The following is a 22,363-nucleotide window of genomic DNA, read 5'->3' on the forward strand; positions in this document are numbered from 1 at the left end:
CAGGTCAGCCGATGTCGCGGCGGCGGAAGGTGGTGTAGCCGGCGGCGGTTAGGGCTGCGGTGATGGCCAGGAGCCAGATGAGTGGGGTGGCGGAGAACTCGCCGCCGGGGAGGCGGGGGGTGTGGGCGTAGGGGCTGAGGTTCATGACTGATGGAGGGAGGTTGAAGATCGAGCCGAACTGGCCGATCAGGAGGAAGAGGCCGTAGAGGAACCAGGCGGCGGTGATCGCGCGGGGCAGGGCTCCGAAGAGGAGGATGACCAGGGCGGTGACCAGCCAGGTGGCGGGGAGTTGGACTACGGCGGCGGCCAGCAGGCGCGGGACCTGGTGGCCCATGTTGCCCAGTGAAGCGCCGCTGGAGATGCCGCTGCCCAGGCCGCCCAGGAGCGCCAGGAGGGTGGTGCCCAGGAGGGCGATGAGGACGTGGCTGGAGAGCCAGCGGGTTCTGGTGACGCCGGTGGCCAGGAGGGGTTCGGCGCGGAGGGCCGTTTCCTCGGAGCGGAGGCGTAGGGCGGCCTGGATGCCGAAGGCGCTGGCCAGGAGGCCCAGGAGTCCGGTTTCGGTGGCCAGGAACGCGTCGGTGATGCCTTCGACGCCGCCGAGTTTCTGGACGAGTTCCTTGGCACTGTCGCTGGTGACGAAGCCGTCGACGTTGCTGGCGATGTTGCCGACGATCAGGCCGAGCAGGAGGAACGCGGCGGACCAGCCGTAGAGCGCTCCTCGTTGCAGGCGCCAGGCCAGGGCCAAAGGTGACCGGAGAGACCGGGCGGCGACCGGCGGACCGGGACGTGGGCGGACGAGTCCGGCGCCGATGTCACGGCGGCGCAGCAGGGCGAAAGCGGCAGCCACCAGTACGGCGAGCAGCGCGATCGGCAGCAGCGCGACGACGTACCGGTCACCGGCGAACGGGCGGATCTGCTGCGTCCAGCCGATCGGCGACAGCCAGGAGACCCACTCGGAGCTGCCGCTGGCCGACGAGTCGCCGATCGCGCGCAGGACGTACGCGACGCCGAGGACGACGGCGGTCATGCCGGTCGCCGTACGGGCGTTCTCGGTGAGCTGGACGATCAGTGCGCTGACGCCCGCGAAGGCCAGACCGGCCGCGGCCCAGGTGAGGCCGAAGGCGAAAGATCCGGCGGCAGGCAGGCCCGCGCCGATGAGGCCCAGGGCGCTGAACAGACCGAGCAGGATGACGGTGCCGCAGGCAACGATCAGGCCGGCCGTCAAAGCGGCGTACCGGCCGAGGACGCCGGCGCTGAGCAGCTCGAGGCGGCCGGTCTCCTCCTCGCCACGGGTGTGGCGGTTGACGATGATCGCGGCCAGCAGCCCGACCAGCAGCGCTCCGAAGCTGGTCAGCTTGAACAGCGACACCTCGCCGAGCGAGGTCGGGTCGAAGATCCGGCCGTACAGCGAGAGCAGCGCGGGCGACGAGTTCGTCGTCGTGGCCGCCTCGACGCGCGACTGGACATCGGGGAACACCTCGATCGAGGCGCTCGCCGAACCGGCCGCGGTGATCGCGAAAACGACCACCCACAAGGGAATCAGCACCCGGTCGCGGCGCAGAGCCAGCCGCACGAGGGTCGACGTACCGACGAAGTCCTTCATTTCGCGTCCACCAGATCCTCGGTCGCGGCGGAGTCGTCCTCGTAGTGCCGCAGGAACAGCTCCTCCAGCGTCGGCGGCTGCGCGACCAGGCTCTTGATCCCGCTCGCGGCGAGCTGCTTCATCAGGCCGTCCAGCTGCGCGGTGTCCACCTCGCAGCGCACCCGGTTGCCCTCGACATCGAGATTGTGGACCCCCGGCAACGAGGCGATCCCGTTCGGCGACGCGGACAGCTCGGCCTGGATCGACGTCCGGGTCAGGTGCCGCAGGTCGGCCAGCGTGCCGGTCTCGACCACCTTGCCCTTGCGGATGATGCTGATCCGGTCGCAGAGCGCCTCGACCTCGGACAGGATGTGGCTGGACAGCAGCACGGTCCGGTCGCGGTGGCGTTCCTCCTCGATGCACTGACGGAACACCTCCTCCATCAGCGGGTCCAGGCCGGAGGTCGGCTCGTCCAGGATCAGCAGCTCGACGTCGGAGGCGAGCGCCGCGACCAGCGCGACCTTCTGCCGGTTGCCCTTGGAGTAGGTCCGGCCCTTCTTGGTCGGGTCGAGGTCGAAGCGGCGCAGCAGGTCGTCGCGCTTCTTCGGGGCCAGTCCCCCACGCAGCCGGCCGAGCAGGTCGATCACCTCGCCACCGGTCAGGTTCGGCCACAGGTTCACGTCCCCCGGGACGTAGGCCAACCGCCGGTGCAGCGCCGCGGCGTCGTGCCACGGGTCACCGCCGAGCAGCGAAACATCGCCGGAGTCGCCGCGGAGCAGGCCGAGCAGAACCCGGATGGTGGTGGACTTCCCGGCTCCGTTCGGGCCGAGGAAACCGTGCACCTCACCGGTCGCGACGTCGAGGTCGAGACCGTCGAGGGCGTGCGTCGCGCCGTACGACTTGTGCAGTCCGGAGACCATGATGGCTGATGTCATGATTCAGAAGCTACACTTCATTCAGTATTTTGTGAATCTTTCTAACGTGTCTCTCACACGTCAGGGATTTCGGTGACCGAGAGGAGATGATGGGGCGATGAACGGACAACGAGACGACGAGGCCGTCCAGCGGTACGCCGAGGGTTTCGGCAACCTGCTGGCCGACACCGGGTGGCCGCGGATGTCGGCCCGGGTCTTCGCCGCCATCCTGGCCAGCGAGGACGGACGGATGACGTCGGCCGAGTTGTGCGAGCAGCTGCAGGCCAGCCCGGCGGCGGTCTCCGGCGCGGTCCGGTACCTGCTGCAGATGCGGCTGGCCAGCCGCGAGCGCGAGCCGGGCAGCCGGCGTGACGTGTACGTCGTGCAGGACAACTTCTGGTACGAGTCGATGATGCGGCAGGACCGGTTCCTGCCGCGCTGGGAGGACATCCTCGGCCAGCTGATCAAGGTGCTCGAGCCGGGCAGCGACTCGCACCGGCGGGTCAGCTCGACGCTCGGCTTCCTGGAGTTCATCCAGGAGGAGGTCGACGGGATCAGCGAGCGCTGGGTCAAGCGCAAGAACGAGCTGGACGCCGCGTACGACGCGCGCTAGTACGACGAAAGGCCCCGGCGACCAGGTCGCCGGGGCCTTCGCACGTCAGATGGCTAGCGCAGCGTGCTGTTCGCCACCATGTCGAGCGTCTGCTGCAGCAGCGGGCTCATCTTGGCCGAGCCGGCCTTCGACTTCGGCAGCGGGACCGCCTTGCCGTCGACCGGGCCCTTGACCGGGTAGACCGACAGCTCGGCCGGCAGCGGGCTGGTGCCGCAGACCTGGTCCTTGCCGGGCAGCTCGCCGCCGAACACGAACCGGTCACCGATCGCCTCGGCACACGCCGACGCCGAACCGATGTACTGGCCGTGCTGGCCCTCGTCGTCGATCGCGACGAAGCGGGTGACCTGCTTGGTGTCGTTGTGCGTGCGCAGCGAACCCTCGTACGCCGTCGCCGGGTCGAGCTCGCCCTGGACGATCAGCATCCGCGGCGAACCCTTCAGGTCCAGCTTGCGGTCCTGCGGGGCGTACTTCCAGAACGCGCACATCGGGACGCCGTTCATGTAGCCGAAGAAGCTGTACTTCTTGGCCATCCGGTCGGCTTCCTTGGTGTAGAAGTTCGGGTCCTTGTTCCAGGCCGTGTCGTTGCAGCGCACGGTGGTCCCGATCGCGCCGAGGTTGACCGGCTGGTCGCCCGACGTCGCCTTCGCCGCGGTCTCGCGCGCGTCGGCGAGCACGGACTTCACCGAGTCGGCCTGCGCGGCCGCCACTCCGGCCGTGCTCAGTGCCGCGGCGCTCACGCCGTACCGGGCCCTGATCGCGGCGAGCGTGTCGAACGCCTGCAGCTCCGGCGCGAGCCGGGCCCACGCGCGGTCGACGTGCTGCACGGTGATCGTGCCGGCGTCCGGGTCCTTGACGAACTCGTCGTGGACCAGGACGTCCATGGTGGCCCGGATGAACCGGACGTTGCCGTAGATCGCGCTGTAGATGTTGCCGTCCAGGCCGTCGCCGCGGACGTCGCTCTCACCGGCCTTGACCAGCGTCACCAGCGAGGCACGGATGCCGTTGTACTTCGCGAGCACCTGCGCCGGCGTCTTGCCGAGCCCGGTGATCTGGTCGGAGTGCCGGGCGATCCACGGGAACAGCTGGGTGTCGCGGCGGCGCTGGCCCGAGAACGGGTCGAAGTTCACGTTGTCCCACTGGGTGTGGGTCCAGTCCATGTTCGAGTCGAGCACGAACCGGCCGACCTTGTTCGGGTACGTGTCGGCGTACCAGCCACCGAGCCAGGTGCCGTAGCTGTAGCCGATGAAGTTCAGCTGCCGGGACTTGAGCAGCGCCCGGATGAACTCCATGTCGTACACGGTCTGCTGGCTGCTGACGAACTGGCCGAACTCGGTCGCCGAGCAGGCGTCGGCCTGCAGCTTCGCCTCGGCGATCTCGACCTTGTGGGTGAGCTTGGTGCGCTCCTTGTAGTCCGGCGTGACCGGAAGGGCGTTCAGCTCCTCGGCGGTGGTGATGCACTGCAGCGGCGTGCTCTGACCGAACCCGCGCGGGTCGAAGCCGACCAGGTCGAAGTCGCTGAACAGCTGCGGCTTGTCAGTGGCCAGCGCGGCGCTCAGCGTGAGGCCGGCGCCGCCCGGGCCGCCGGGGTTGGAGGCCATCAGGCCCTTCGACGTACCGGTCGCCTTGCTGTACGAGATGGCGACCTGGACGTCGGGGTGCGCGTCCGGGTGGGCCCAGTCCATCGGCACGTTCACCTTGGCGCAGTTGGTGGTAGGTGCCTGCGGGTAGAGCGCCTTGATCTGGGCGTCGAAGGAGCAGACCGACCAGGTGATCGGCTGGTCGAGGTACTTCTGCGGGATGGACGGCGTCGGCGGGTCGGTCGGCTTCGGCGCGGCTGTGGCCGTGGTGGCGGACAGCAGCGGAAGGACCAGCGCCGTGGCCAGTGCCACCGCGATCTTCCGGGGTGTGAACACGCTCGGGCTCCCGTTGTTCCAGGCGGACAGGAATAGGGCAACCTAATTCGCCGGACCCGGCAGTTACCAGGGGTTAAGCGCCAGGCAAGGGCAAACCCGCGTCTACAGCTCGTAGACGGTGTGGATCGTGCAGTAGATCGGCGGCGACTCCAGGCCCGGGTAGTAGAGCCGGCCGGCGTCGTCGGTGATCTTGAAGTACGCCGTGGAGGCGCCGGCCTGCGAAGGGGCCTGGAGCATCATCCGGACCGTCACGATCTGCCCCGGTACGGCGTCCGGGAGCCGCGCCGAACGCGGTGAACGCATCCAGCCCGGGGTCGCGGCCGCGCCCTGCCGGGTCAGCCAGCGGTCCCGCCACGGGCGTTCCCCGCTGTTGCGGATCTCCCAGGTCTTCTCGAACTTCTGGTCCCGGACCACCCGGGTCCCGTCCGGCACATTCTCGCCCACCAGTTCGGCGCGATCCTCCGGATGGTGGTCGACGGGGACGGATCCGCCCAGGATGACGGGCAGGACGTGGCGCCGTTGGTCACGCTGCGACACGTCCTTGCCGGCCCGGACGGCCGCGTCGAGCTCGACCAACTGGTTCACCAGGGAGCTGTCGGCGCCGAACTGTTCGTCGTACCACTCGATCAGTTCGCGGCTCGGTTTGGTGTGGCCGCGCTCGACCCGGGACAGGTGTCCCTTGTCCCAGCCGGACAGCCCGGCCGCGCGTGTGAGCGGCACGCCGGCTGCTTCCCGCAGCTCGCGCATCCGGCTGCCGATCACGGTCCGTGCCTGAGCTGGCCTCACGGTGCACTCCCCAGTCTCACCGTTACTGGTCCACGGAGTTTACCCGTAGATGGTTAGTTGTTTTCGTTGCCCACTGCGACAACACGGTGACCCTCTGATTCTCTGCAACCAGTGCCGAATCGCCAAGGCACTCCGAGCGAAAAGGATGCAGCTCATGCGGACCGCCCTCTTCCGTACCATCGCCCGAGTCACCGCCACCGCCCTGATCGGCGGCTCAGCCGTCGTCGCCACCACGATCCCCGCCCACGCCGCGACCGGCACCGTCGTCACCGACAGCGGGACCGGCGTCACGATCCGGTCCGGCAACGCCACCAGCTTCGGCGCGGTCGGCACCCAGCCCAACGGCCCGGTCGAGATCGACTGCCAGATCTACGGCGAGCCGGTCACCGGCAAGTTCGGCCGCAGCCTGGTCTGGGACCACGTACCCGGCAAGGGCTTCATCTCCGACTCCTACGTCAACACCGGCAGCACCGGCCTGGTCGCGCCGCTGTGCACGAGCAACCCGCGCGCCGACAAGGCGATCGCCTGGTACGCCGCCCGCAACGGCTCGACGGCGTTCCAGGGCTACTGCGAGAAGGCCGCGGAGAACTCGTACGGCAAGACCGCGATCTACGCCTCGGCCAAGGCCAACTGGAACGACGCCGTCGCCCGCGGCGCGGCTCACCGGGGTGACCTGAACCCGCCGAAGGGGGCCCTGGTCTTCTGGGACCTCGCGGCGCCGTACGGGCATGTCGGTGTCGCCCGCGGGGACGGCTACTTCTGGGCGACCAGCGTCGGCAGCAAGATCGGTCTGGCCAAGCTGCCGTACTTCAACTACTACCTCGGCTGGGCCTGGCCGAACTTCTGATCCACCCGTGACAGGCGCCCGGTCGTACCCGCCCCTCCGACCGGGCGCCTCAGCACGTCCTCAGGCCGGCGGTCGCTCGCCGGAACCACGCTGGATCAGTACGGCGGGCAGCACGATGCGTTGCGGCGGACGGGTGTCGGTGCCGGCAGCTCGGGCCAGCAGGAGATGGGCGGCGGTCCGCCCGAGATCGGCGATGTCGGAGGCGACGACCGTGACCGGCGTCGGGAGCATGTCGGCCATCCGGAAGTCGTCGAACCCGACGACGGCGGGCTGGGTGTTGTCCCCCAGACCGCGTAGGACGCCTTCGGTGACGAAGTTGGTCGACGCGAACAACGCCGTCGGCGGATCGGCCTGGTCCATCAGTTCACGCGTCGCCTTCTCGGCCGCCTCGGCGGTGCCTTCGGGAAGCTGCACGACCAGCGATTCGTCCACCGGTACGCCGGCCTCGCGGTGGGCCCGGCGGTAGCCGCGCAACCGCCGTCCGGTCGTGTAGTACGACGGCGCCAGCAGGATCGCGACCCGGCGATGTCCCTGGCCGAGCAGGTGATCGGTGGCCACCTTGCCGCCGGCCTCGTTGTCGACCATCACGATGTCCGCGTCGATGCCGTGCGCGGGCCGGTCGACGAAGACCACGGGCACGCCGGCCGACATCAGGAACGAGTGGTCGCTCTGGTCCGGCACGATCATCAGCCCGGCGACCTGGCGGCCGATCAGCTCCTGGATCGCGCGCTTCTCCCCCTCCGGGTCCTCGTCCACGCTGCCCAGTACGACGGCGAAGCCTGACTGCCCGGCAACCTCGAGCGACGCCTTCGCGATGGTGGCGAAGAACGGGTTCGTCAGGTCACCGAGCACCAGCGCGAGACTCGACGACTTCTTGCCCGGCCGGAGCGCGCGGGCGACCTCGTTGCGCTGGAACCCGAGCTCGTCGATCGCGGCCCGGACCCGCTCCGCGGTCTCCGCCCGGACCCCGGCGCCGCCGTTCACCACCCGGGAGACGGTACCCAGCCCGACGCCGGCGCGGCGCGCCACGTCGATCATCGTCGGCGGCTTGGCGTCGGGACTGCGTGGAAACGTTTCGGTCACGGGGTTGACTTCCCTCTCACAGCACGGCATCGTCACCCGACAGTAAGCGTTGGAAACGTTACCATCCAGGAGGCAGGATGAATCGTTCCTCGTACCGCCCGCCGCGGGAACGGATCGGCCGATGGCCGGGGTGAGCCGCGGCCGGACGCACGGCGGGATGAGTCGCAACGCCGGCTCCGACGTCCGGGCGGCGTACCTGTTCATCGCGCCGGCGATCATCGGCTTCACGGTCTTCGTGGTCTATCCCCTGGTCCGGTCCTTCGTGCTGGCCCTGACCCGCGACAACGGCCTGACCGATCCGGTGTTCGTTGGTCTCGGCAACTTCCGGCGGCTGTTCACCGTCGACCCCGCGTTCTGGCCTTCGCTGCGGGCCACCGGCTACCTGGTGGTGCTGTACGTCCCGCTGTCCCTGGCCCTCGGACTCGCGCTCGCGATGTTCTGCAACCAGCGCTTCGCCGGCGTCCGGGTGGTGCGCACGCTCGCGTACCTGCCCGTCGTCCTGCCGGCCGTCGCGACCATCACGCTGTGGAAGTTCATCCTCAACCCGCAGGTCGGCCTGCTGAACACGATCCTGGACAAGCTGCACCTGCCGACCAGCTCGTGGCTGGCCAGCCCGACGATGTCGATGCCGTCGATCGTGATCGTGATGCTGTGGGGCGTCGGCGGCACGATGATCATCTTCCTGGCCGCGCTGCAGGCCGTACCGACCGAGCTGTACGAGGCGGCGCGCGTCGACGGCGCCGGGTCCTGGTCGGTGTTCTCGCGGATCACGATGCCGATGATCAGCCCGATCATGCTGCTGCAGGTGATCCTGCAGACCACGGCCGCGCTGCAGACGTTCAACCAGCCGAAGATCCTGACCGGCGGCGGTCCCGGCTTCAGCACCAACGTGCTGATGCTGTCGATCTACAACAACGGCTTCTCCAACCTCGGCCGGGTCCCGCAGCTCGGGTACGCCTCGGCCCAGGTCTGGGTGCTGTTCGTGATCATCATCGCCGTCATCGCCCTGACCGCGAAGTTCTCCTCGCTCTGGACCTACAGTGACAACACTCCCGACTGACCCGGCGCAGGTCGTCGCGCCCGCGCTCACCACTGCTGTTCGCCGTACGCCGCGACGCCGAAGGCCTTTGGGTACGGCGTCCTGGTACGTGACCGCGTTGTTCGTCTGCTCGGTGATGGTGGTCCCGCTGCTGTGGATGATCACCATCGGGCTGAAGAGCCGCACGGCCGTCTTCGAGGTACCGCCGCGGCTGCTCCCGCGCGAGTTCAACTGGAGCAACTTCGTCAACGGGCCGGAGGCGATCCACTTCGGGCGGCTGCTGCTGAACTCGTCGGTGATCACCGCGCTGAGCGTGATCGGCGGCGTCCTGACCGCGATGATGGCCGGCTACGCGCTGGCCCGGCTGCGCTTCCCCGGCCGCAAGGTCTGGTTCTACCTGTTCGTCGGCAGCATGCTGCTGCCCGGCGTGGTCGGCCTGATCCCGTTGTTCCAGCTGTACAAGAGCATCGGCTGGTACGACACCTGGCTGCCGCTGATCGTGCCCGCCTTCTTCGGCGGGAACCCGCTGTTCATCTTCCTGGCCCGGCAGTACTTCCTGGCCATCCCGTACTCGATCGACGAGGCGGCCAAGATCGACGGCGCCGGGCACCTGCGGATCTTCGTCAGCGTGATGCTGCCGCTGACCCGGCCGGCCTGGATCACGATGGCGATCCTGGCCTTCCAGGCGTCCTGGAACGACTTCCTCAACCCGCTGGTCTACCTGTACTCCGCCGACAAGTGGCCGTTGTCGGTCGGGATGGCGTCGTTCATCTCGCCGTTCGCCGGCCAGACGCCGGACTGGAGCTACTACATGGCCACCAACCTGCTCTACATGCTGCCGCCGCTGATCCTGTTCTTCGCCGCGCAGCGTTACTTCATCCAGGGCCTCGGCTCGCTCGGCAGCACGACCCAGAAGTGAGGACACCGTGAAGACTCGAATCATCGGCACCACCTTGGCCTGCGCGGGGTTGCTCACGGCAACTGCCTGCAGCGGCTCGGACTCGGGCGGCTCGTCCGACGGACCGGTCACCGTGACCGTGATGACGTGGGAATCCGCTGAGACCAACGCGGCGATCGACAAGGCTTTGGCCGGGTTCCAGGACCCGAACGTGAAGGTGCAGCGCATCGACACTCCGAGCGGCGGGTACGGCGACAAGCTCGCGTCGCTGACCCAGGCGAAGAAGCTGCCCGACCTGTTCTGGTGCGGCAACGACACCGAGCAGCAGTACACCTCGCAGGGTCTGCTGGTCGACTGGTCGAAGCGGATCGGCGACGGCTCCGGCGACTTCAAGGCCGACAACTTCGTCGGGTCGGCGATGGAGAACTGGAAGACCGCCGACGGCCTGATGGGCGGGCTGCCGTCGCTGATGAACACGTACGGCGTCTGGTACAACGCCGACGCGTTCAAGGCCGCCGGGGTGACCGAGCCGAAGGCCGGGTGGACCTGGGACGAGATGTACTCCGCGGCCGGGAAGCTCGCGAACAAGGGCGGCGCGAAGTACGGGCTGGTCGCCGACCAGCTGACGTCGGCGGACGCGCCGTTCACGATGAGCATGTACTCGGTGTCGGCCGGCGGCGCGCCGTTCACCGACAACGTGAACCATCCGACGAAGGCCGAGGCCGACGGCAAGTACCTCGAGGGCGTCACCAAGCTGGTCGACGCGATCAAGACCGGCGCGGTCGCACCGGCCGGGTACGACGCGTCGAACGTGCAGGCGCTGTTCTCGGCGGGCAAGGTCCCGATGATGTTCGGCGGGCAGTGGCTGGCCGCCGGCTTCCAGACCGACAAGCCGAAGGTGAAGTACGGCTTCGCACCGTTCCCGCAGGTGGACACTCCCACCACGCTGTACGACTCGGTCGGCATCTGCACGCCGCAGTACACGCCGAACGAGGACGCGACGTACAAGGTGCTCGAGTACCTGAACACGAAGGTGTGGGACGCCGTCCTCCCCGCGTCCCCGGTCGCACCGCCGGCGTACACCCCGGCCCAGGAAAGCTACTTCGCCGCCCTCACCAAGGCCGGCCAGTCCACCGTCGTCGACACGGTCAAGGCCGACCTCGCCGCGGAGAAGACAGTAGGAGTCCGCTTCACCACCCAATGGGCCGCCCAGGTCGCCGACCTCACCACCGCGCACTACCTGCCGGTCCTCCAGGGCAAGAAGCCGGTGACCGATCTCCAGACCTACGTCGACAAGATCAACGAACTCATCAAGTCCGGCGGCTGACCCACGGAGCGCCCGGCCCGAGAGGGCCGGGCGTCCGTCGTACTCAGGTCAGATCGCCTGCCAGAGGGACAAGGCGAAGCGTTCTTCGGTGTCGGTCCACCAGGCGCCGGGGGTGAAGCCGGCTTTGCCCAGTTCGGCTTCTACGCCGTAGCGGTGGAACTTGGCGGAGATCTCGGTGCTCATTTCCTCGCCTTCGGCGAAGTCGACCTCGAGGCCGATCTCGGGGATGAGGACGCGCATCGCGCGGTCGGCGCGCAGATGCATCTCGATCCACTCGTTCTCGGGGTCCCAGACGGCGACGTGGCTGAACGCGTCGACGTCGAAGTCGGCGCCGAGCTGGCGGTTGAGGACGCGGAGGACGTTGCGGTTGAACTCGCCCGTGACGCCGGCGCTGTCGTCGTACGCCGCGACCAAGGTGGCGGGGTTCTTGACCAGGTCGGTGCCGAGGAGGAGCCACTCGCCTGGTTCGAGGACCTCGCGGACCGAGGTGTAGAAGGTCTCGCGCTCGGTCGGGAGCAGGTTGCCGATCGTGCCGCCGAGGAACGCGACCACGCGTGGAGCCTCGCCGGGGAGCTTGTCGAGGTGGGCGGTGAAGTCGCCGACGACGCCGTGCACCGTCAGCTGCGGGTAGTCGGCGTTGATCGCCGCGGCCGCTTCGCGCAGGGCGGTCTCGGAGACGTCGAGCGGGACGAACGTGTTGAGCGTGCCGTGGTCACGCAGGCCGTCGAGCAGCAGGCGGGTCTTCTCCGAGGAGCCGGAGCCCAGCTCGACGAGGGTGTGGGCGCCGGTGAGCTGGGCGATCTCGGCCGCGCGGGCCTGCAGGATCTCGCGCTCGGCACGGGTCGGGTAGTACTCGGGCAGGCGGGTGATCTGTTCGAAGAGCTCGCTGCCGCGGGCGTCGTAGAACCACTTCGGCGCCAGCCACTTCGGGTCCGCGGTCAGTCCGGCCCGGACGTCCTCCTTCAGTGCGCGGGAGGTGTAGTCCGGGGTCAGATGAACGTCGATCAGGGTCACTGTCGTCCTTCCATCGGGGTGGTGGAGCAGGAGTACCGGGTCGCGGTGAGCAGGGTGCGGTCGGGAAGCTCTTCCCAGCCGTCGTCGGTGGACCAGGGCTCGGAACTGACGGCCACGGAGTCGTCCGTACGCCGGACCCACAGCGAGTGCGTCCAGGTCGTCGCGACCAGTTGCTCGCCATCGGTCAGCAGGACGTTGAGCCGCGATCCTGGTGCGGCTTCCTCGACGTTCTGTACGACGCTTGCCACGGCGTCAGCGGCCGGCACTCCAGCGGTGAGCTGCTGGATGATCAGCGCCCACAGCAGCGCGGAGTCGACCGGGGCGTCGAGCGTCAGGAGGTCGGTGACCGGCAGGCCTTCGGCGAGCTTCGTCAACGACCCCGGCCAGCCGCGGATCAGCCCGTTGTGGCTGAACAGCCACCGCCCGTCCACGAAGGGGCCGGCAGCGCCCTCACCGAGAGGCATCCCGGTGGTGCCGTTTCGCACCGAGGCCAGCACGGCACCGGACTGGATGCTCCGGGCAAGACCAGGCAGGTTCTCATCGGCCCAGATCGGCACACTCCGCCTGTACCGCACGGCGTCACCGTCGACGTACCAGCCAACCCCGAAGCCGTCGGCGTTGACGGTGCCTCCGCCGCGCATGTCTTCAGGGGTCCAGCTTTGGCGGTAGAGCGAGTGGGGTGGGTCGAGGGTCAGGGAGGCGAGGGACACCGATGGGCCAAGGTAGGCCAGGTGGCGGCACACTAGTGGAGCTCCGAGGGCTTGGGGTCTCGCGCACAGCGGAAGCCGGCGAAGATCTGGCGGCGGATGGGGTAGTCCCAGTTGCGGAACGTGGTGCGGGCGACGACCTCGTCGGTGCCGAAGGAACCGCCGCGGAGGATCTTGTAGTCGGGGCCGAAGAAGACCAGCGAGTACTCGTCGTACGGGAAGGCCCGAAAGCCCGGGTACGGCGTGAAGTCGCTCGACGTCCACTCCCAGCAGTCGCCGACCAGCTGCTCGACACCCAGCGGCGACGCGCCCGCGGGGTAAGCACCGACCGGCGCGGGGCGCAGGTGACGCTGGCCCAGGTTGGCGTGCTGCGGACCAGGGGTCTCATCGCCCCACGGGAACCGCCGGGTCCGCCCCGACTCCGGGTCGAAGCGCGCGGCGAACTCCCACTCCTCCTCGGTCGGCAGCCGCTTGCCGGCCCATTTCGCGTACGCCTCGGCCTCGTAGAAGCTGACGTGCATCACCGGCTCGTCCAGCGGCAGCGCCTCGCGGTGCCCGAAGCGGGTGCGCATCCAGTTGCCGTCGGCAACTTCCCAGAAGCGCGGCGCGACCAGCGACGCCTTCTGGACGTGCACCCAGCCCGCCTCCGACCACCACTGCTCGTTCTCGTAACCACCACCGAGCACGAACTTGAGGTAGTCCCCGTTGCTCACCGGCACGGTGTCGATCACGTACGGCGCGACGTGCACCGCGTGCGCGGGCCGCTCGTTGTCCAGCGCCCACGGCTCGATCGACGTCCCCATCTCGAAGACCCCACCCGGCACGAACACCTCAGCCGCCGGAAGCCGGCGACCGGCAGGCGGAGCCGGCGCGTCCAGCACCGGCGAACCGGTCCGCAGCTGGTGCGTCGCGAGCATCGTCTCGTCGTGCTGCTGCTCGTGCTGCACGATCATCCCGAAGGCGAACCCGTTGTCGACCAGCTCGCGCCCACCGTCGAACTTCACGTGGTCGAGCACGTCCATCACCTTGTCGCGGACCTCCACGACGTACGACTTCGTCTCGGTCGGGTTCAGCAGCGGCAGCGCCGGCCGGTCGGCGCGGGAGTGCATGAACGCGTCGTACAGCTCGTCGATGTCCTGCCGGACCGGCTCGCGCCCGCCGACGTCGCGGACCAGCCAGAGCTCTTCCTGGTTGCCGATGTGGGCGTAGTCCCAGACCAGCGGCGACATCAGCCGGGAGTGCTGGCGGATCAGGTCGTCGGTGTCGACCGCGTCGGTCAGCTGGACGGTCCGGGCGCGGGAGCGTTCGAGCTGCCCGGCGACGAAGGCCCGGAGCTGCTCCGGGGACAGGTCGGACAGTTGGTGGTTCATGAGGCTCGCCTTCTCTGGGTGTCGTCGACGATGCAGTGCAGCCGGGTTGCGGTCTGCTCAGCCAGTTCTTGGTCGATGGTCGGGTCCAGCGCCTGGGTGCCCAGCTCGACCAGGTCGCGCGCGGCCTGGAGCACGAGCTTGTCGTCCAGCCCGTCCCGCGCGGCCGGGAACCAGCGACCCGCTGCCGGAGCGGCTGCGGCCAGTGCCTGGTCGGTGACTGCCGGGTCCGACATCAGTGCGATCAGCAGCAGGGTCGGCGGGACCCAGCCGTCCCCCTGCTGGGTGTCCAGGTACCTGACCTCGAGGTACCCACGTGGTCGCACCGGCGGGAACAGTGTGGACAGGTGGTATTCCAGGTCGTCGTACGTCGGCCTGTCGTCGGGCAGGGCGCCGTCGGCCCACGCCCCGAAGCTCAGGCCGGGTGGCGCCTCCCAAGAGTCGCCGCGGCGCAGGCACAGCACCGGCGCCTCCATCGCCGTACGGGCCCAGGCTGCTGCCGGGTCCTCGTCGAGCGGTGGGGGCTCGGTGAACGGCGCGCAGGTGCCGAAGGTCGCCTCCGTCCGCGCCGACGCCCAGCCGGTGTCCGTGCCGGTCCGCTGCCGCGAGTTGGCGAACAGGGCGACCATGGCCGGGCCGATGTCGTGCAGGGCACGCCAGCGCAGCGCTGCCTGGCCGGGCTCACCGGCGTCGAGGCAGACCTGCAGTCCCGCCGTACTGCACATCATGCGGGGGCCGTGCGGGCCGAGCTGCTGGAACGCGTGCTCCATCGCCGCGTAGCGCGGGACGGTCAGGATGCGGCGCGGTGGACGGAAGGCGTCCAGGCCGTGGTCGCCGGGCACGAGGCCGGCTGCGTCGAGCAGTTGGGTGAGTTCCGCCGCGTCGGCGGCGGTGTCCTCGATCAGCCTGGGCACGGAGGCCGAGGCGGGGCCGGAGATCTCCACCTGGCCACCCGGCTCCACCGTGACCAGAGAACCCCGGCCCAGCGGCAGCTGCGGGCTGCCCCGAACCAGGGTGGGGGGCGCGTGCACGCCCAGGGCCTTGCTCAGTTGTCCGGCGTCGAGCGGCCGGTGCGGATCGTCCGCGTGATGCACCGTCCACTCCAGCTCGACACCGTGCAGCTGTGGAGGGCCGTGCTTGAAGCACACCATCTCGACGTACCCCTCCGCCTCGGCCCGGGAGCCGATCGGAGTCGTCGCCGCGGTAGAACCTGGCTCCGTCACGTCAGCGAACCTAACTCCGGCCACCGGCCGGGACAACCGATAGCGAGTTACCTCTCGATGACATGCGCAACGCCGCAGGGAAGGAATTCATGCCGTCCAGCGTGCCCGGCGGCACCGACAGTTTTCTGCCGCCGGCCCTCAGATCGGCAGTTTCACGCCGGAAATCCGCGGGCAAGTGCTGCATGGATTCGTATTCGGCAACGCGTACACGAAGCAGCACGAGGTCCGCATCGTCTGGTCCAGGTCGAGCCTGAACGCCTCGGCCGCGGCGACCGCGTGCAGTGCCTCTTCGGGCATCTGCACGGCGGCCCGCAGCTCGTCGCTGATCGCACCGAGTCGCTGACGCGAGCTGAGCTTCACGCCTGGCTGGTAGCTGTCCGTGAACGCCCTGGTGTGGCTCTCGACCTGCTGCACGGCCTCGCCGGTCGTGACGACCCGATCCGACAGCAGCGCGACCTCCACCGGGTAGTGGGCAGTCGGGTGGCGCCGGAACGCCAGTGCGTCCGGTGACACGTCCGGCGAGACACCGGTCAACGCAGTGGACAGTCCGGCCACGATGGACGGCACCGAGACGTACCACATGAGCACGAACATCGCGGCGACCCGGACGGGCGGCTCGATCGAGTACTCCTCGGCGTACTCGTCCTGCAGCACCTTCCGCCACCCGTACGTCGGGTCGGCGCCTGCCAGCTGGTCCCGCAGCAGGGGGCCGCAGTGGATCCACTCCGGACCGGGCACCTGGTCAGCAGCCCGGACCGACAGCCACTCCATCTCCCCGTCGAGCAGGTCCGCGAGGCGGCTCGCGGTGTAGGTCATAGCGCCAGCCTACGGTCGGGTACGACGACAGGGGCCCCGCCGACTTCGACCACCGTGGCGCGCAGCCCGAACACGTCGGCCAGGAGCTGCTCGCTGAGGATGTCGACCGGGCGGCCCTGCGCGGCGATCTTGCCCTCACCCATGACGACCAGGTGGTCGGCGTACTGGGCGGCCAGGGTCAGGTCGTGCAGCACGGTGACCACTGTGCGCCCGGAGGTGTGTGCGGCCGCGTGGACGACGTTCATCACGTCGACGGCGTGCGCGAGGTCCAGGTACGTCGTCGGCTCGTCCAGCAGCAGGTGCTGTGTGCCCTGGGCAAGGACCATCGCGATCCACACCCGCTGCCGCTGGCCGCCGGACAGCTGGTCCACCGGGCGGTCCCGCAGCTCAGCGAGCTCTACGGCGTCCAGCGCGTCCTCGATCGCCTGCTGGTCCTCCGGAGTGAGCCGGGCGAACAGACCGCGATGCGGGTGCCGACCACGCGACACCAGCTCGGCTGCGGTGATCCCCTCCGGAGTCACCGGGCCTTGCGGCAGTACGCCGAGCTGCCGGGCCAGTTCACGCGCCGGGAGCTCGTGGATGTCCTTGCCGTCGAGCAGGACTCGGCCGCTGCTCGGTTTGAGCAGCCTGCTCATCCCCCGCAGCAGTGTGGACTTGCCGGAGCCGTTCGGCCCGACCACAGCGGTCACCTGGCCGGCTGGCACCTCCAGACTGAGTCCGGCCACGACCGGCTCGTCAGCGCCGTACGCCAGGGTGAGGTTCTCGACGTGCACGGTTCAGCGCCCCTTCTGCTGACGGCCGATGAGCTGGATCAGGTACGGCGCTCCGCAGGCGGCGGTGACCACGCCGACCGGTAGCTCGTACGGACCGACCTGCAACCACTCCAGGCCGTTCCGCGCGATCAGGTCGGCCACAGTGACGAAGAGCGCGCCGAGCATCGCCGTGGTCATCAGCGGCGGCCGCTCTGCCCGGGCCAGCCGCTGGGCGATCTGCGGCGCGACCAGCGCGACGAAGGCGATCGGACCGGCGCCGGCGGTCGCCATGGCGGCCAGGACGGTCGCGATCACCAGCAGAGCGATCCGGACGCGAGACACTCGTACGCCGAGCGACGAGGCGACGTCGTCGCCGAGTACGAGCGCTTCCAGGCTGCGGTTGAAGGTCAGGGCGACCGGCAGCAGCACCAGGGCGGCCAGACCGACCGGGACCGCGTCGCTCCACGTCCGGGAGTTGAGCGAACCCGCCAGCCACGCAGCGGCCCTGCCAGCGTCGGTGACGTCACCGATCACCAGGAGCCAAGCCACCAAGGAGTTCGCGGCTGCTGCGATGCCGACACCGATCAGGACGACCCGGCCGGCGTCGACGACACCACGCTGGATCGAGAGCAGGCCGACGATCGTGGTGGCGAGCAGACCGCCCAGCACCGCGGCCAGTGGGATGCCGACCTTCGCGGCGACGCCGGAGATGTTGCCGCCGCCCGTACCGGCCAGGACGATCACGGTGACCGCTGCGGCCGAGGCACCGGAGTTGACGCCGACGATGTCCGGGCTGGCCAGGGCGTTGCGGGACAGGGTCTGCAGGAGTGCGCCGGACACGGCGAACGCGATGCCGACGAGCAGTCCGGTCGCTACGCGGGGCATGCGGAGTTCCAGCACGACCAGGCGGGTGCCGTGGCGACCTCCGCCGAGCAGGACCTCGACTACGTCGGCCAGTGGGAGTCTCGTCGTACCGATGCTCAGGGAGACCAGTGCGACTGCGACGGCTGCTATGGCGAAGGCTGCGGCGAGGACTGCCGTGCGGGGCTTGACTGCTGTCTGCGGCTTGGCTGCTGTGGTCACAGGGCCACCGCCCGGCGTCGTACGACCAGGACGAAGAGCGGTGCACCGACCAGACCCAGTACGACGCCCGCCTGCACCTCGCCGGCTCCACCGACCAGCCGACCGACCAGGTCGGCGAGGATCAGCGCGGCTGCACCGGTGAGACCCGCTGCTGGGATGAGCCAGATGTTGCGGGCGCCGAAGAGCCTGCGGGCGACGTGACCGGCCAGCAGGCCGAGGAAGGCGATCGGGCCGCAGGCAGCGACACCTGCGGCCGTCAGCAGACCGATGGCGAGCAGCCCGACGAAGCGCGCTCGCCGGATGGACAGGCCTAGCCCGGCAGCCACGTCGTCGCCCAGCGCCAGGAGGTCCAGGTCGCGCGCGTTGACCACTGCGAGCAGCAGTCCGACGACGGCGAAGGGCAGCACCTGCACTGCGACGTCCAGGCCGCGTCCGGCGACCGAACCGACAGCCCAGAACCTGTACGAGTCGAGCGTGTCCGCGTCGAGCAGGACGATCGCTGAGGTGAACGCACCGAGCAGAGCGGCCACTGCGGCGCCGGTCAGGGCCAGGCCGACCGGAGTCGCACCACTCCCCCGCGTCGCCAGCCGCTGGACGCCGAAGGTCGCGGCGAGCGCGCCGACCAGAGCGAACCAGACCGTCGTACGGATGGAGTCGGCGACGCCGAGCTGCAGTCCCAGTACGACGGCCAGCGCGGCGCCGGAGCTCACGCCGAAGATGCCTGGCTCGGCGAGGGCGTTGCGGGTGTGGCCCTGCATGAGCGCGCCGGCGATGCCGAGACACGAGCCGATCAGCACGGCGACGACCGTGCGCGGGAAGCGCAGGTCGCGGACGATCACGTCGGCGTCGGAACCGGACGGCTCGAACAACGCCTTCACGACCGCGTCCGCACCGAGCCAGCGGGAGCCGAGCGCGAGGCTCGCGCCGAACGCGAGCACGACGAGCAGCAGCAACAGCAGCAAGGCCACCGGCCGCGACACCCGAAACCTCACCCGGGTGATCTTAGGTGAGCCTTACCGATCCGCGAGCGTGATTTTGGTCCTGTGGAAAAGGTTAGGGGAGCCTTAGCTGGGTGACGTAGGGTGCTGCTGTCGCGTACCGAACGTTCTGGGGAGTGCTTGTGGGGATCCGCCGTCTGGGTGCTGTTCTGGTGGTGGGCGCGCTGGCGCTGGCCGGGTGTGGGTCGTCTGACAAGGACGATCCAGCCGCTTCGGGTGGGGCCGGCTTCCCGCGGACCGTCGAGCACGCGATGGGTTCGACCGAGATCCCGGCGAAGCCGAAGCGGGTCGTCGCGCTGGACGCGAGCTTCGTCGACGCGACGCTGATCCTCGACACCCCGGTCGTCGGCTACACCGACTACCGCACGATCAACGGCGAGCTGCCGGAGTACCTGGGCGACGACCGGACGACGTACGGCAAGGAGTCGGAGTCGGTCGGCACGCTGGCCGAGCCGAACCTCGAGAAGATCGCCGCGCTGAACCCGGACCTGATCATCACCGCGAAGGTGCGGCACGAGAAGCAGTACGAGCAGCTGAAGGCGATCGCGCCGACGGTGATGTCGGAGACCACCGGGCCGACCTGGAAGGACAACATCCGGCTGACCGCGAAGGCGCTCGGCGAGGAGGCCCTGGCCGAGAAGGAGCTGGCGTCCTACCAGACCGCGGCCAAGACGGTCGGCGCGGCGATCAACGCCAAGGCCTCGAACCCGACGATCTCGGTGGTGCGGTTCGTCGACGGGCCGACCCGGCTGTACCAGAACGCGAGCTTCTCCGGGATCGTGCTGAAGGACGCCGGACTGAAGCGTCCCAAGTCGCAGGACGTCGAGGACTTCGCCGCCGAGATCAGCGCCGAACGGATTAAGGACGCCGACGCGGACGCGATCTTCGTCGCGACGTACGCCGACGAGAAGGGCCTCAGCAAGAAGACCGCTGAGCAGTTCAAGAACAACCCACTGTGGACGCCGCTCGCGCCGAAGGTGCACGAGGTCCCCGACATCACGTGGATGACGGCCGTCGGGCTGCAGGGCGCGTGGGTGATCCTGACCGACCTCGCCAAGACCTTCGACGTACCGGCACCAGCCAAGAGCTAGCTTTGGTGCCGTCGCGTTCAAGCGAGCGGGGCGTGGCGGGTGTGGAGCGAGCGCACGTGGCGGGTGTGGAGCGGGTACGCGTTGCGGGTGTGGAGCGAGCGCACGTGGCGGGTGTGGAGCGGGCGCGCGTGGCGGATGTGGAGCGGGCGCGCGTGGCGGGTGTGGAGCGGGCGCGCGTGGCGGATGTGGAGCGGGCGCGCGTGGCGGGTGTGGAGCGGGCGATAATCTCGGTCGGGTGACTGTGCTCGAGCGGTGGCATGTGGGGCCTTGGACGACGTCCGGTACGGCGGTCGGTGCGCCGCTGGAGCCCGGGCGACGTCGTACGCCGGACGAGCTGAACTTCGACGTCGTCGGTCTCGCGCGCATCCTCGGCCGGCGCCTCGACGGACGCGCGGAACTGCAGGTCCGCCTCTGGCAGAACGAGCTCCGCCCGACCCACACGCGCCTCGTCGGCGTCCACACCCTCGCCGACCCGGCCAACGCCGAGCTCCTCCACCAGACCGCACTGGAAGCCTTCACCTGGCTCAGCACCCTGGCGCCCGATGGCTACGAGTTCGTCCTCACCGACGCCGTCCGCCTCCAGCCCAAACTCGACCTCACCGCGGACGTCGTCGCTGTAGACGCAGTCGTCCATCTAGCCGCAGACCGAGGCGACACCTACCCCGCCGACCGCCTCGCCGCCTCCCACGTCCGCCAGTCCCCCACAGGCGAGTGGTACGCAGGAAACGCAGTCTGCAACTGGTCCGGCCCGTACCCAACCGCCGACGAGGCAGTAACCGCAGTCCGAGCCGCCCGAGTAGAACTAGCCAACCAACTCCGCGAAGGCGGCCACGAAGACCTCGCCAACACCCAGCCCCGCTGGAGCCCAGTGCCAATCGAGCAGCCACCCGCGGCCTAGCCACTCGCACCCGCCCAACTCCCACCACTGAACGGGTCGGGGGGCAAGCCGCACCCGCCTGGCTCCCACCACTGAACGGATCCTGGGGCAAGCCGCACCCGCCTGGCTCCCACCACTGAACGGATCCCGGGGCAAGCCGCACCCGCCTGACTCCCACCACTGAACGGATCCCGGGGCAAGCCGCACCCACCCGACTCCCACCACTGAACGGATCCCGGGGCAAGCCGCACCCACCCGACTCCCACCGCCCCCGCAGGTCTGGGGATGGGCCGCAGGGTCCGATGCCGTCCCTTCGCGAGGCCAGGACAGGCGAGTGTCGGACGAGCCATCCGGTGGCGAGGTTGCCGGCGCGGTGGCGGATGCGTCGGCCTGCCGGAGCGGGGGCAGGCGTCTGGGCCGCCGGCGCTGTGGTCGGCCGTCGGCGGTGGGGGCCCGTGCGGTGGCAGACCGCCGGCGCCATCGGCAACGGTCGCGGTGCCAGCGCGGCGAGTGGTTTGGTGGTCGGCCACCGGTGGCGGACATTCGTGCAGTGGCAGGGCGCCGATGCCATCGGCGATAGGCGTGCTGCCAGCGCGGCGGGTGATTCGGTGATCGACAGCCGGTGGCCGACGTCCAAGCGGCGGCAGACCGCTGGTGCCATCGGCAGTGGGCGGGGCGCCGACGCGGCGGGTAATTCGGTGGTCGGCCGCTGGCGGTGGGCGTGCGGTCGCCGGCCGGTGGTGCCGGCGCGGCGGGTGGTCGGCCGATGGCGGTGCTCCGTGCGGCGGCGGGCTGCTGGTGCCATCAGGGGTGCGCGGGGGTAGGCGCGGCGAGGTTCGGTGGTTGGGCGCCTGCGGCGGACGCCCGTGCGGTAGCAGGCCGCCGGTGCCATCAGCAGTGGGCGTGCTGCCAGCGCGGCGGGTAGTTCGGTAGTCGGCTGCTTGTAGTGGACGTCCGTGCGGTAGCAGGTAGCCGATGCCATCAGCAGTGGGCGCGGTGCCAGCGCGGCGGGTAGTTCGGTAGTCGGCCGCCGGTGGTCGACGTCCGTGCGGTAGCAGGCAGCCGATGCCACCGGCGGGTGGACGCGATACAAGCGCGGCGGGTAGTTCGGTGGTCGGCCGCCGGTGGTGGACGTCCGTGGCGCGGCGGGCAGTCGGTGCTATTGGGGGTGGGCGGGGGTGCCGCGCGGGGTGGGCTGCCGGTGCGGTGGTTGGCCGGGGCTGGCGACGGCCACCACTGATCAAGCCGGCGTGCCGCGGTGTGGAGCAGGCGTGTTGCGGCGTGGCGGGGAGGTTGATCAGTAGTGGGGGTCGGTCGGCGGTTGCTGAAACGGCTCGGCTTAGCGCGAAGGGCTTGGGGCGGTGGTGCTGTCGGGCGGGTGCTGCTGCCGTGGGCGGTTGGTGGTGGGGGTGGGTGAGGCCCATCGGGTCCAG

General features: G+C 69.6%; 20 protein-coding genes. 7 read left to right on the plus strand and 13 right to left on the minus strand.

From position 1 onward, the window contains the following. Positions 1-4: 4 nt before the first annotated feature. Both ACYVIO_RS37865 and ACYVIO_RS37870 read right to left on the minus strand, forming a co-directional pair. A complete protein-coding gene (locus ACYVIO_RS37865) occupies positions 5-1,603 on the minus strand; it encodes an ABC transporter permease (RefSeq protein WP_460655814.1) in 1,599 nt (532 codons plus the stop codon). Next, entirely contained in the window at positions 1,600-2,517 is a 918-nt protein-coding gene (locus tag ACYVIO_RS37870) for an ABC transporter ATP-binding protein (RefSeq protein ID WP_460655815.1), read from the minus strand. The genes ACYVIO_RS37865 and ACYVIO_RS37870 overlap by 4 nt, the downstream gene beginning before the upstream one ends. Before the next feature lie 97 nt (positions 2,518-2,614). On the opposite strand from ACYVIO_RS37870, the gene ACYVIO_RS37875 reads away from it, so the two are divergent. Beyond that, complete coding sequence (locus ACYVIO_RS37875) at positions 2,615-3,109, plus strand: GbsR/MarR family transcriptional regulator (RefSeq protein WP_460655816.1); 495 nt, start codon at positions 2,615-2,617, stop codon at positions 3,107-3,109. A 53-nt stretch (positions 3,110-3,162) separates the two neighbouring features. Here ACYVIO_RS37875 and ACYVIO_RS37880 read toward each other — a convergent pair whose 3' ends face one another. Together ACYVIO_RS37880 and ACYVIO_RS37885 are read right to left on the minus strand one after the other, a co-directional pair. Next, positions 3,163-5,022, minus strand: a complete 1,860-nt coding sequence (locus tag ACYVIO_RS37880; RefSeq protein ID WP_460655817.1) for an alpha/beta fold hydrolase — start codon at positions 5,020-5,022, stop codon at positions 3,163-3,165. 102 nt (positions 5,023-5,124) lie between these two features. Then, entirely contained in the window at positions 5,125-5,808 is a 684-nt protein-coding gene (locus ACYVIO_RS37885; protein ID WP_460655818.1) for an NBR1-Ig-like domain-containing protein, read from the minus strand. A gap of 154 nt (positions 5,809-5,962) precedes the next feature. Between ACYVIO_RS37885 and ACYVIO_RS37890 the strand changes: the two genes are divergently transcribed. Then, positions 5,963-6,655, plus strand: a complete 693-nt coding sequence (locus ACYVIO_RS37890) for an SH3 domain-containing protein (protein WP_460655819.1) — start codon at positions 5,963-5,965, stop codon at positions 6,653-6,655. Positions 6,656-6,715: 60 nt separating this feature from the next. Here ACYVIO_RS37890 and ACYVIO_RS37895 read toward each other — a convergent pair whose 3' ends face one another. Beyond that, complete coding sequence (locus tag ACYVIO_RS37895) at positions 6,716-7,738, minus strand: LacI family DNA-binding transcriptional regulator (RefSeq protein WP_460655820.1); 1,023 nt, start codon at positions 7,736-7,738, stop codon at positions 6,716-6,718. A gap of 121 nt (positions 7,739-7,859) precedes the next feature. On the opposite strand from ACYVIO_RS37895, the gene ACYVIO_RS37900 reads away from it, so the two are divergent. The 3 genes from ACYVIO_RS37900 to ACYVIO_RS37910 are packed head-to-tail and all read left to right on the plus strand — an operon-like array spanning position 7,860 to position 11,002. Then, positions 7,860-8,798 (plus strand): carbohydrate ABC transporter permease, encoded by a 939-nt coding sequence (locus ACYVIO_RS37900; RefSeq protein WP_460655821.1) that lies wholly within the window; start codon positions 7,860-7,862, stop codon positions 8,796-8,798. Next, positions 8,779-9,696: a carbohydrate ABC transporter permease gene (locus tag ACYVIO_RS37905; RefSeq protein ID WP_460655822.1), complete on the plus strand. Its 918-nt coding sequence runs from the start codon at positions 8,779-8,781 to the stop codon at positions 9,694-9,696. Before ACYVIO_RS37900 ends, ACYVIO_RS37905 begins: the two co-directional genes overlap by 20 nt. Before the next feature lie 7 nt (positions 9,697-9,703). Continuing rightward, positions 9,704-11,002, plus strand: a complete 1,299-nt coding sequence (locus ACYVIO_RS37910; RefSeq protein ID WP_460655823.1) for an ABC transporter substrate-binding protein — start codon at positions 9,704-9,706, stop codon at positions 11,000-11,002. Between the two features lie 48 nt (positions 11,003-11,050). Here ACYVIO_RS37910 and egtD read toward each other — a convergent pair whose 3' ends face one another. From egtD to ACYVIO_RS37950, 8 genes are all read right to left on the minus strand, one after another. Then, positions 11,051-12,016 (minus strand): L-histidine N(alpha)-methyltransferase, encoded by a 966-nt coding sequence (gene egtD, locus ACYVIO_RS37915; protein WP_460655824.1) that lies wholly within the window; start codon positions 12,014-12,016, stop codon positions 11,051-11,053. Then, the gene (gene egtC / locus ACYVIO_RS37920) at positions 12,013-12,759 is read right to left on the minus strand and encodes an ergothioneine biosynthesis protein EgtC (protein WP_460655825.1); all 747 of its coding nucleotides are present in this window, start codon (positions 12,757-12,759) and stop codon (positions 12,013-12,015) included. The genes egtD and egtC overlap by 4 nt, the downstream gene beginning before the upstream one ends. Then, the gene (gene egtB / locus ACYVIO_RS37925) at positions 12,759-14,093 is read right to left on the minus strand and encodes an ergothioneine biosynthesis protein EgtB (protein ID WP_460655826.1); all 1,335 of its coding nucleotides are present in this window, start codon (positions 14,091-14,093) and stop codon (positions 12,759-12,761) included. Before egtB ends, egtC begins: the two co-directional genes overlap by 1 nt. Next, a complete protein-coding gene (locus ACYVIO_RS37930; protein ID WP_460655827.1) occupies positions 14,090-15,313 on the minus strand; it encodes a glutamate-cysteine ligase family protein in 1,224 nt (407 codons plus the stop codon). Before ACYVIO_RS37930 ends, egtB begins: the two co-directional genes overlap by 4 nt. A gap of 138 nt (positions 15,314-15,451) precedes the next feature. Beyond that, positions 15,452-16,129, minus strand: coding sequence for a (2Fe-2S)-binding protein (locus ACYVIO_RS37935; protein WP_460655828.1), 678 nt, complete (start codon positions 16,127-16,129; stop codon positions 15,452-15,454). Then, positions 16,126-16,902 (minus strand): ABC transporter ATP-binding protein, encoded by a 777-nt coding sequence (locus tag ACYVIO_RS37940; protein WP_460655829.1) that lies wholly within the window; start codon positions 16,900-16,902, stop codon positions 16,126-16,128. The genes ACYVIO_RS37935 and ACYVIO_RS37940 overlap by 4 nt, the downstream gene beginning before the upstream one ends. Before the next feature lie 3 nt (positions 16,903-16,905). Beyond that, positions 16,906-17,964 carry a FecCD family ABC transporter permease gene (locus ACYVIO_RS37945; protein ID WP_460655830.1) on the minus strand — a complete coding sequence of 353 codons (1,059 nt, stop codon included), beginning with the start codon at positions 17,962-17,964 and terminating at the stop codon, positions 16,906-16,908. Beyond that, positions 17,961-18,956: a FecCD family ABC transporter permease gene (locus tag ACYVIO_RS37950; protein ID WP_460655831.1), complete on the minus strand. Its 996-nt coding sequence runs from the start codon at positions 18,954-18,956 to the stop codon at positions 17,961-17,963. Before ACYVIO_RS37950 ends, ACYVIO_RS37945 begins: the two co-directional genes overlap by 4 nt. A gap of 128 nt (positions 18,957-19,084) precedes the next feature. On the opposite strand from ACYVIO_RS37950, the gene ACYVIO_RS37955 reads away from it, so the two are divergent. Together ACYVIO_RS37955 and ACYVIO_RS37960 are read left to right on the plus strand one after the other, a co-directional pair. Then, the gene (locus tag ACYVIO_RS37955; RefSeq protein ID WP_460655832.1) at positions 19,085-20,053 is read left to right on the plus strand and encodes an ABC transporter substrate-binding protein; all 969 of its coding nucleotides are present in this window, start codon (positions 19,085-19,087) and stop codon (positions 20,051-20,053) included. 235 nt (positions 20,054-20,288) lie between these two features. Next, complete coding sequence (locus tag ACYVIO_RS37960; protein ID WP_460655833.1) at positions 20,289-20,951, plus strand: hypothetical protein; 663 nt, start codon at positions 20,289-20,291, stop codon at positions 20,949-20,951. Positions 20,952-22,363 lie beyond the last annotated feature (1,412 nt).

Source organism: Kribbella endophytica (assembly GCF_054781295.1).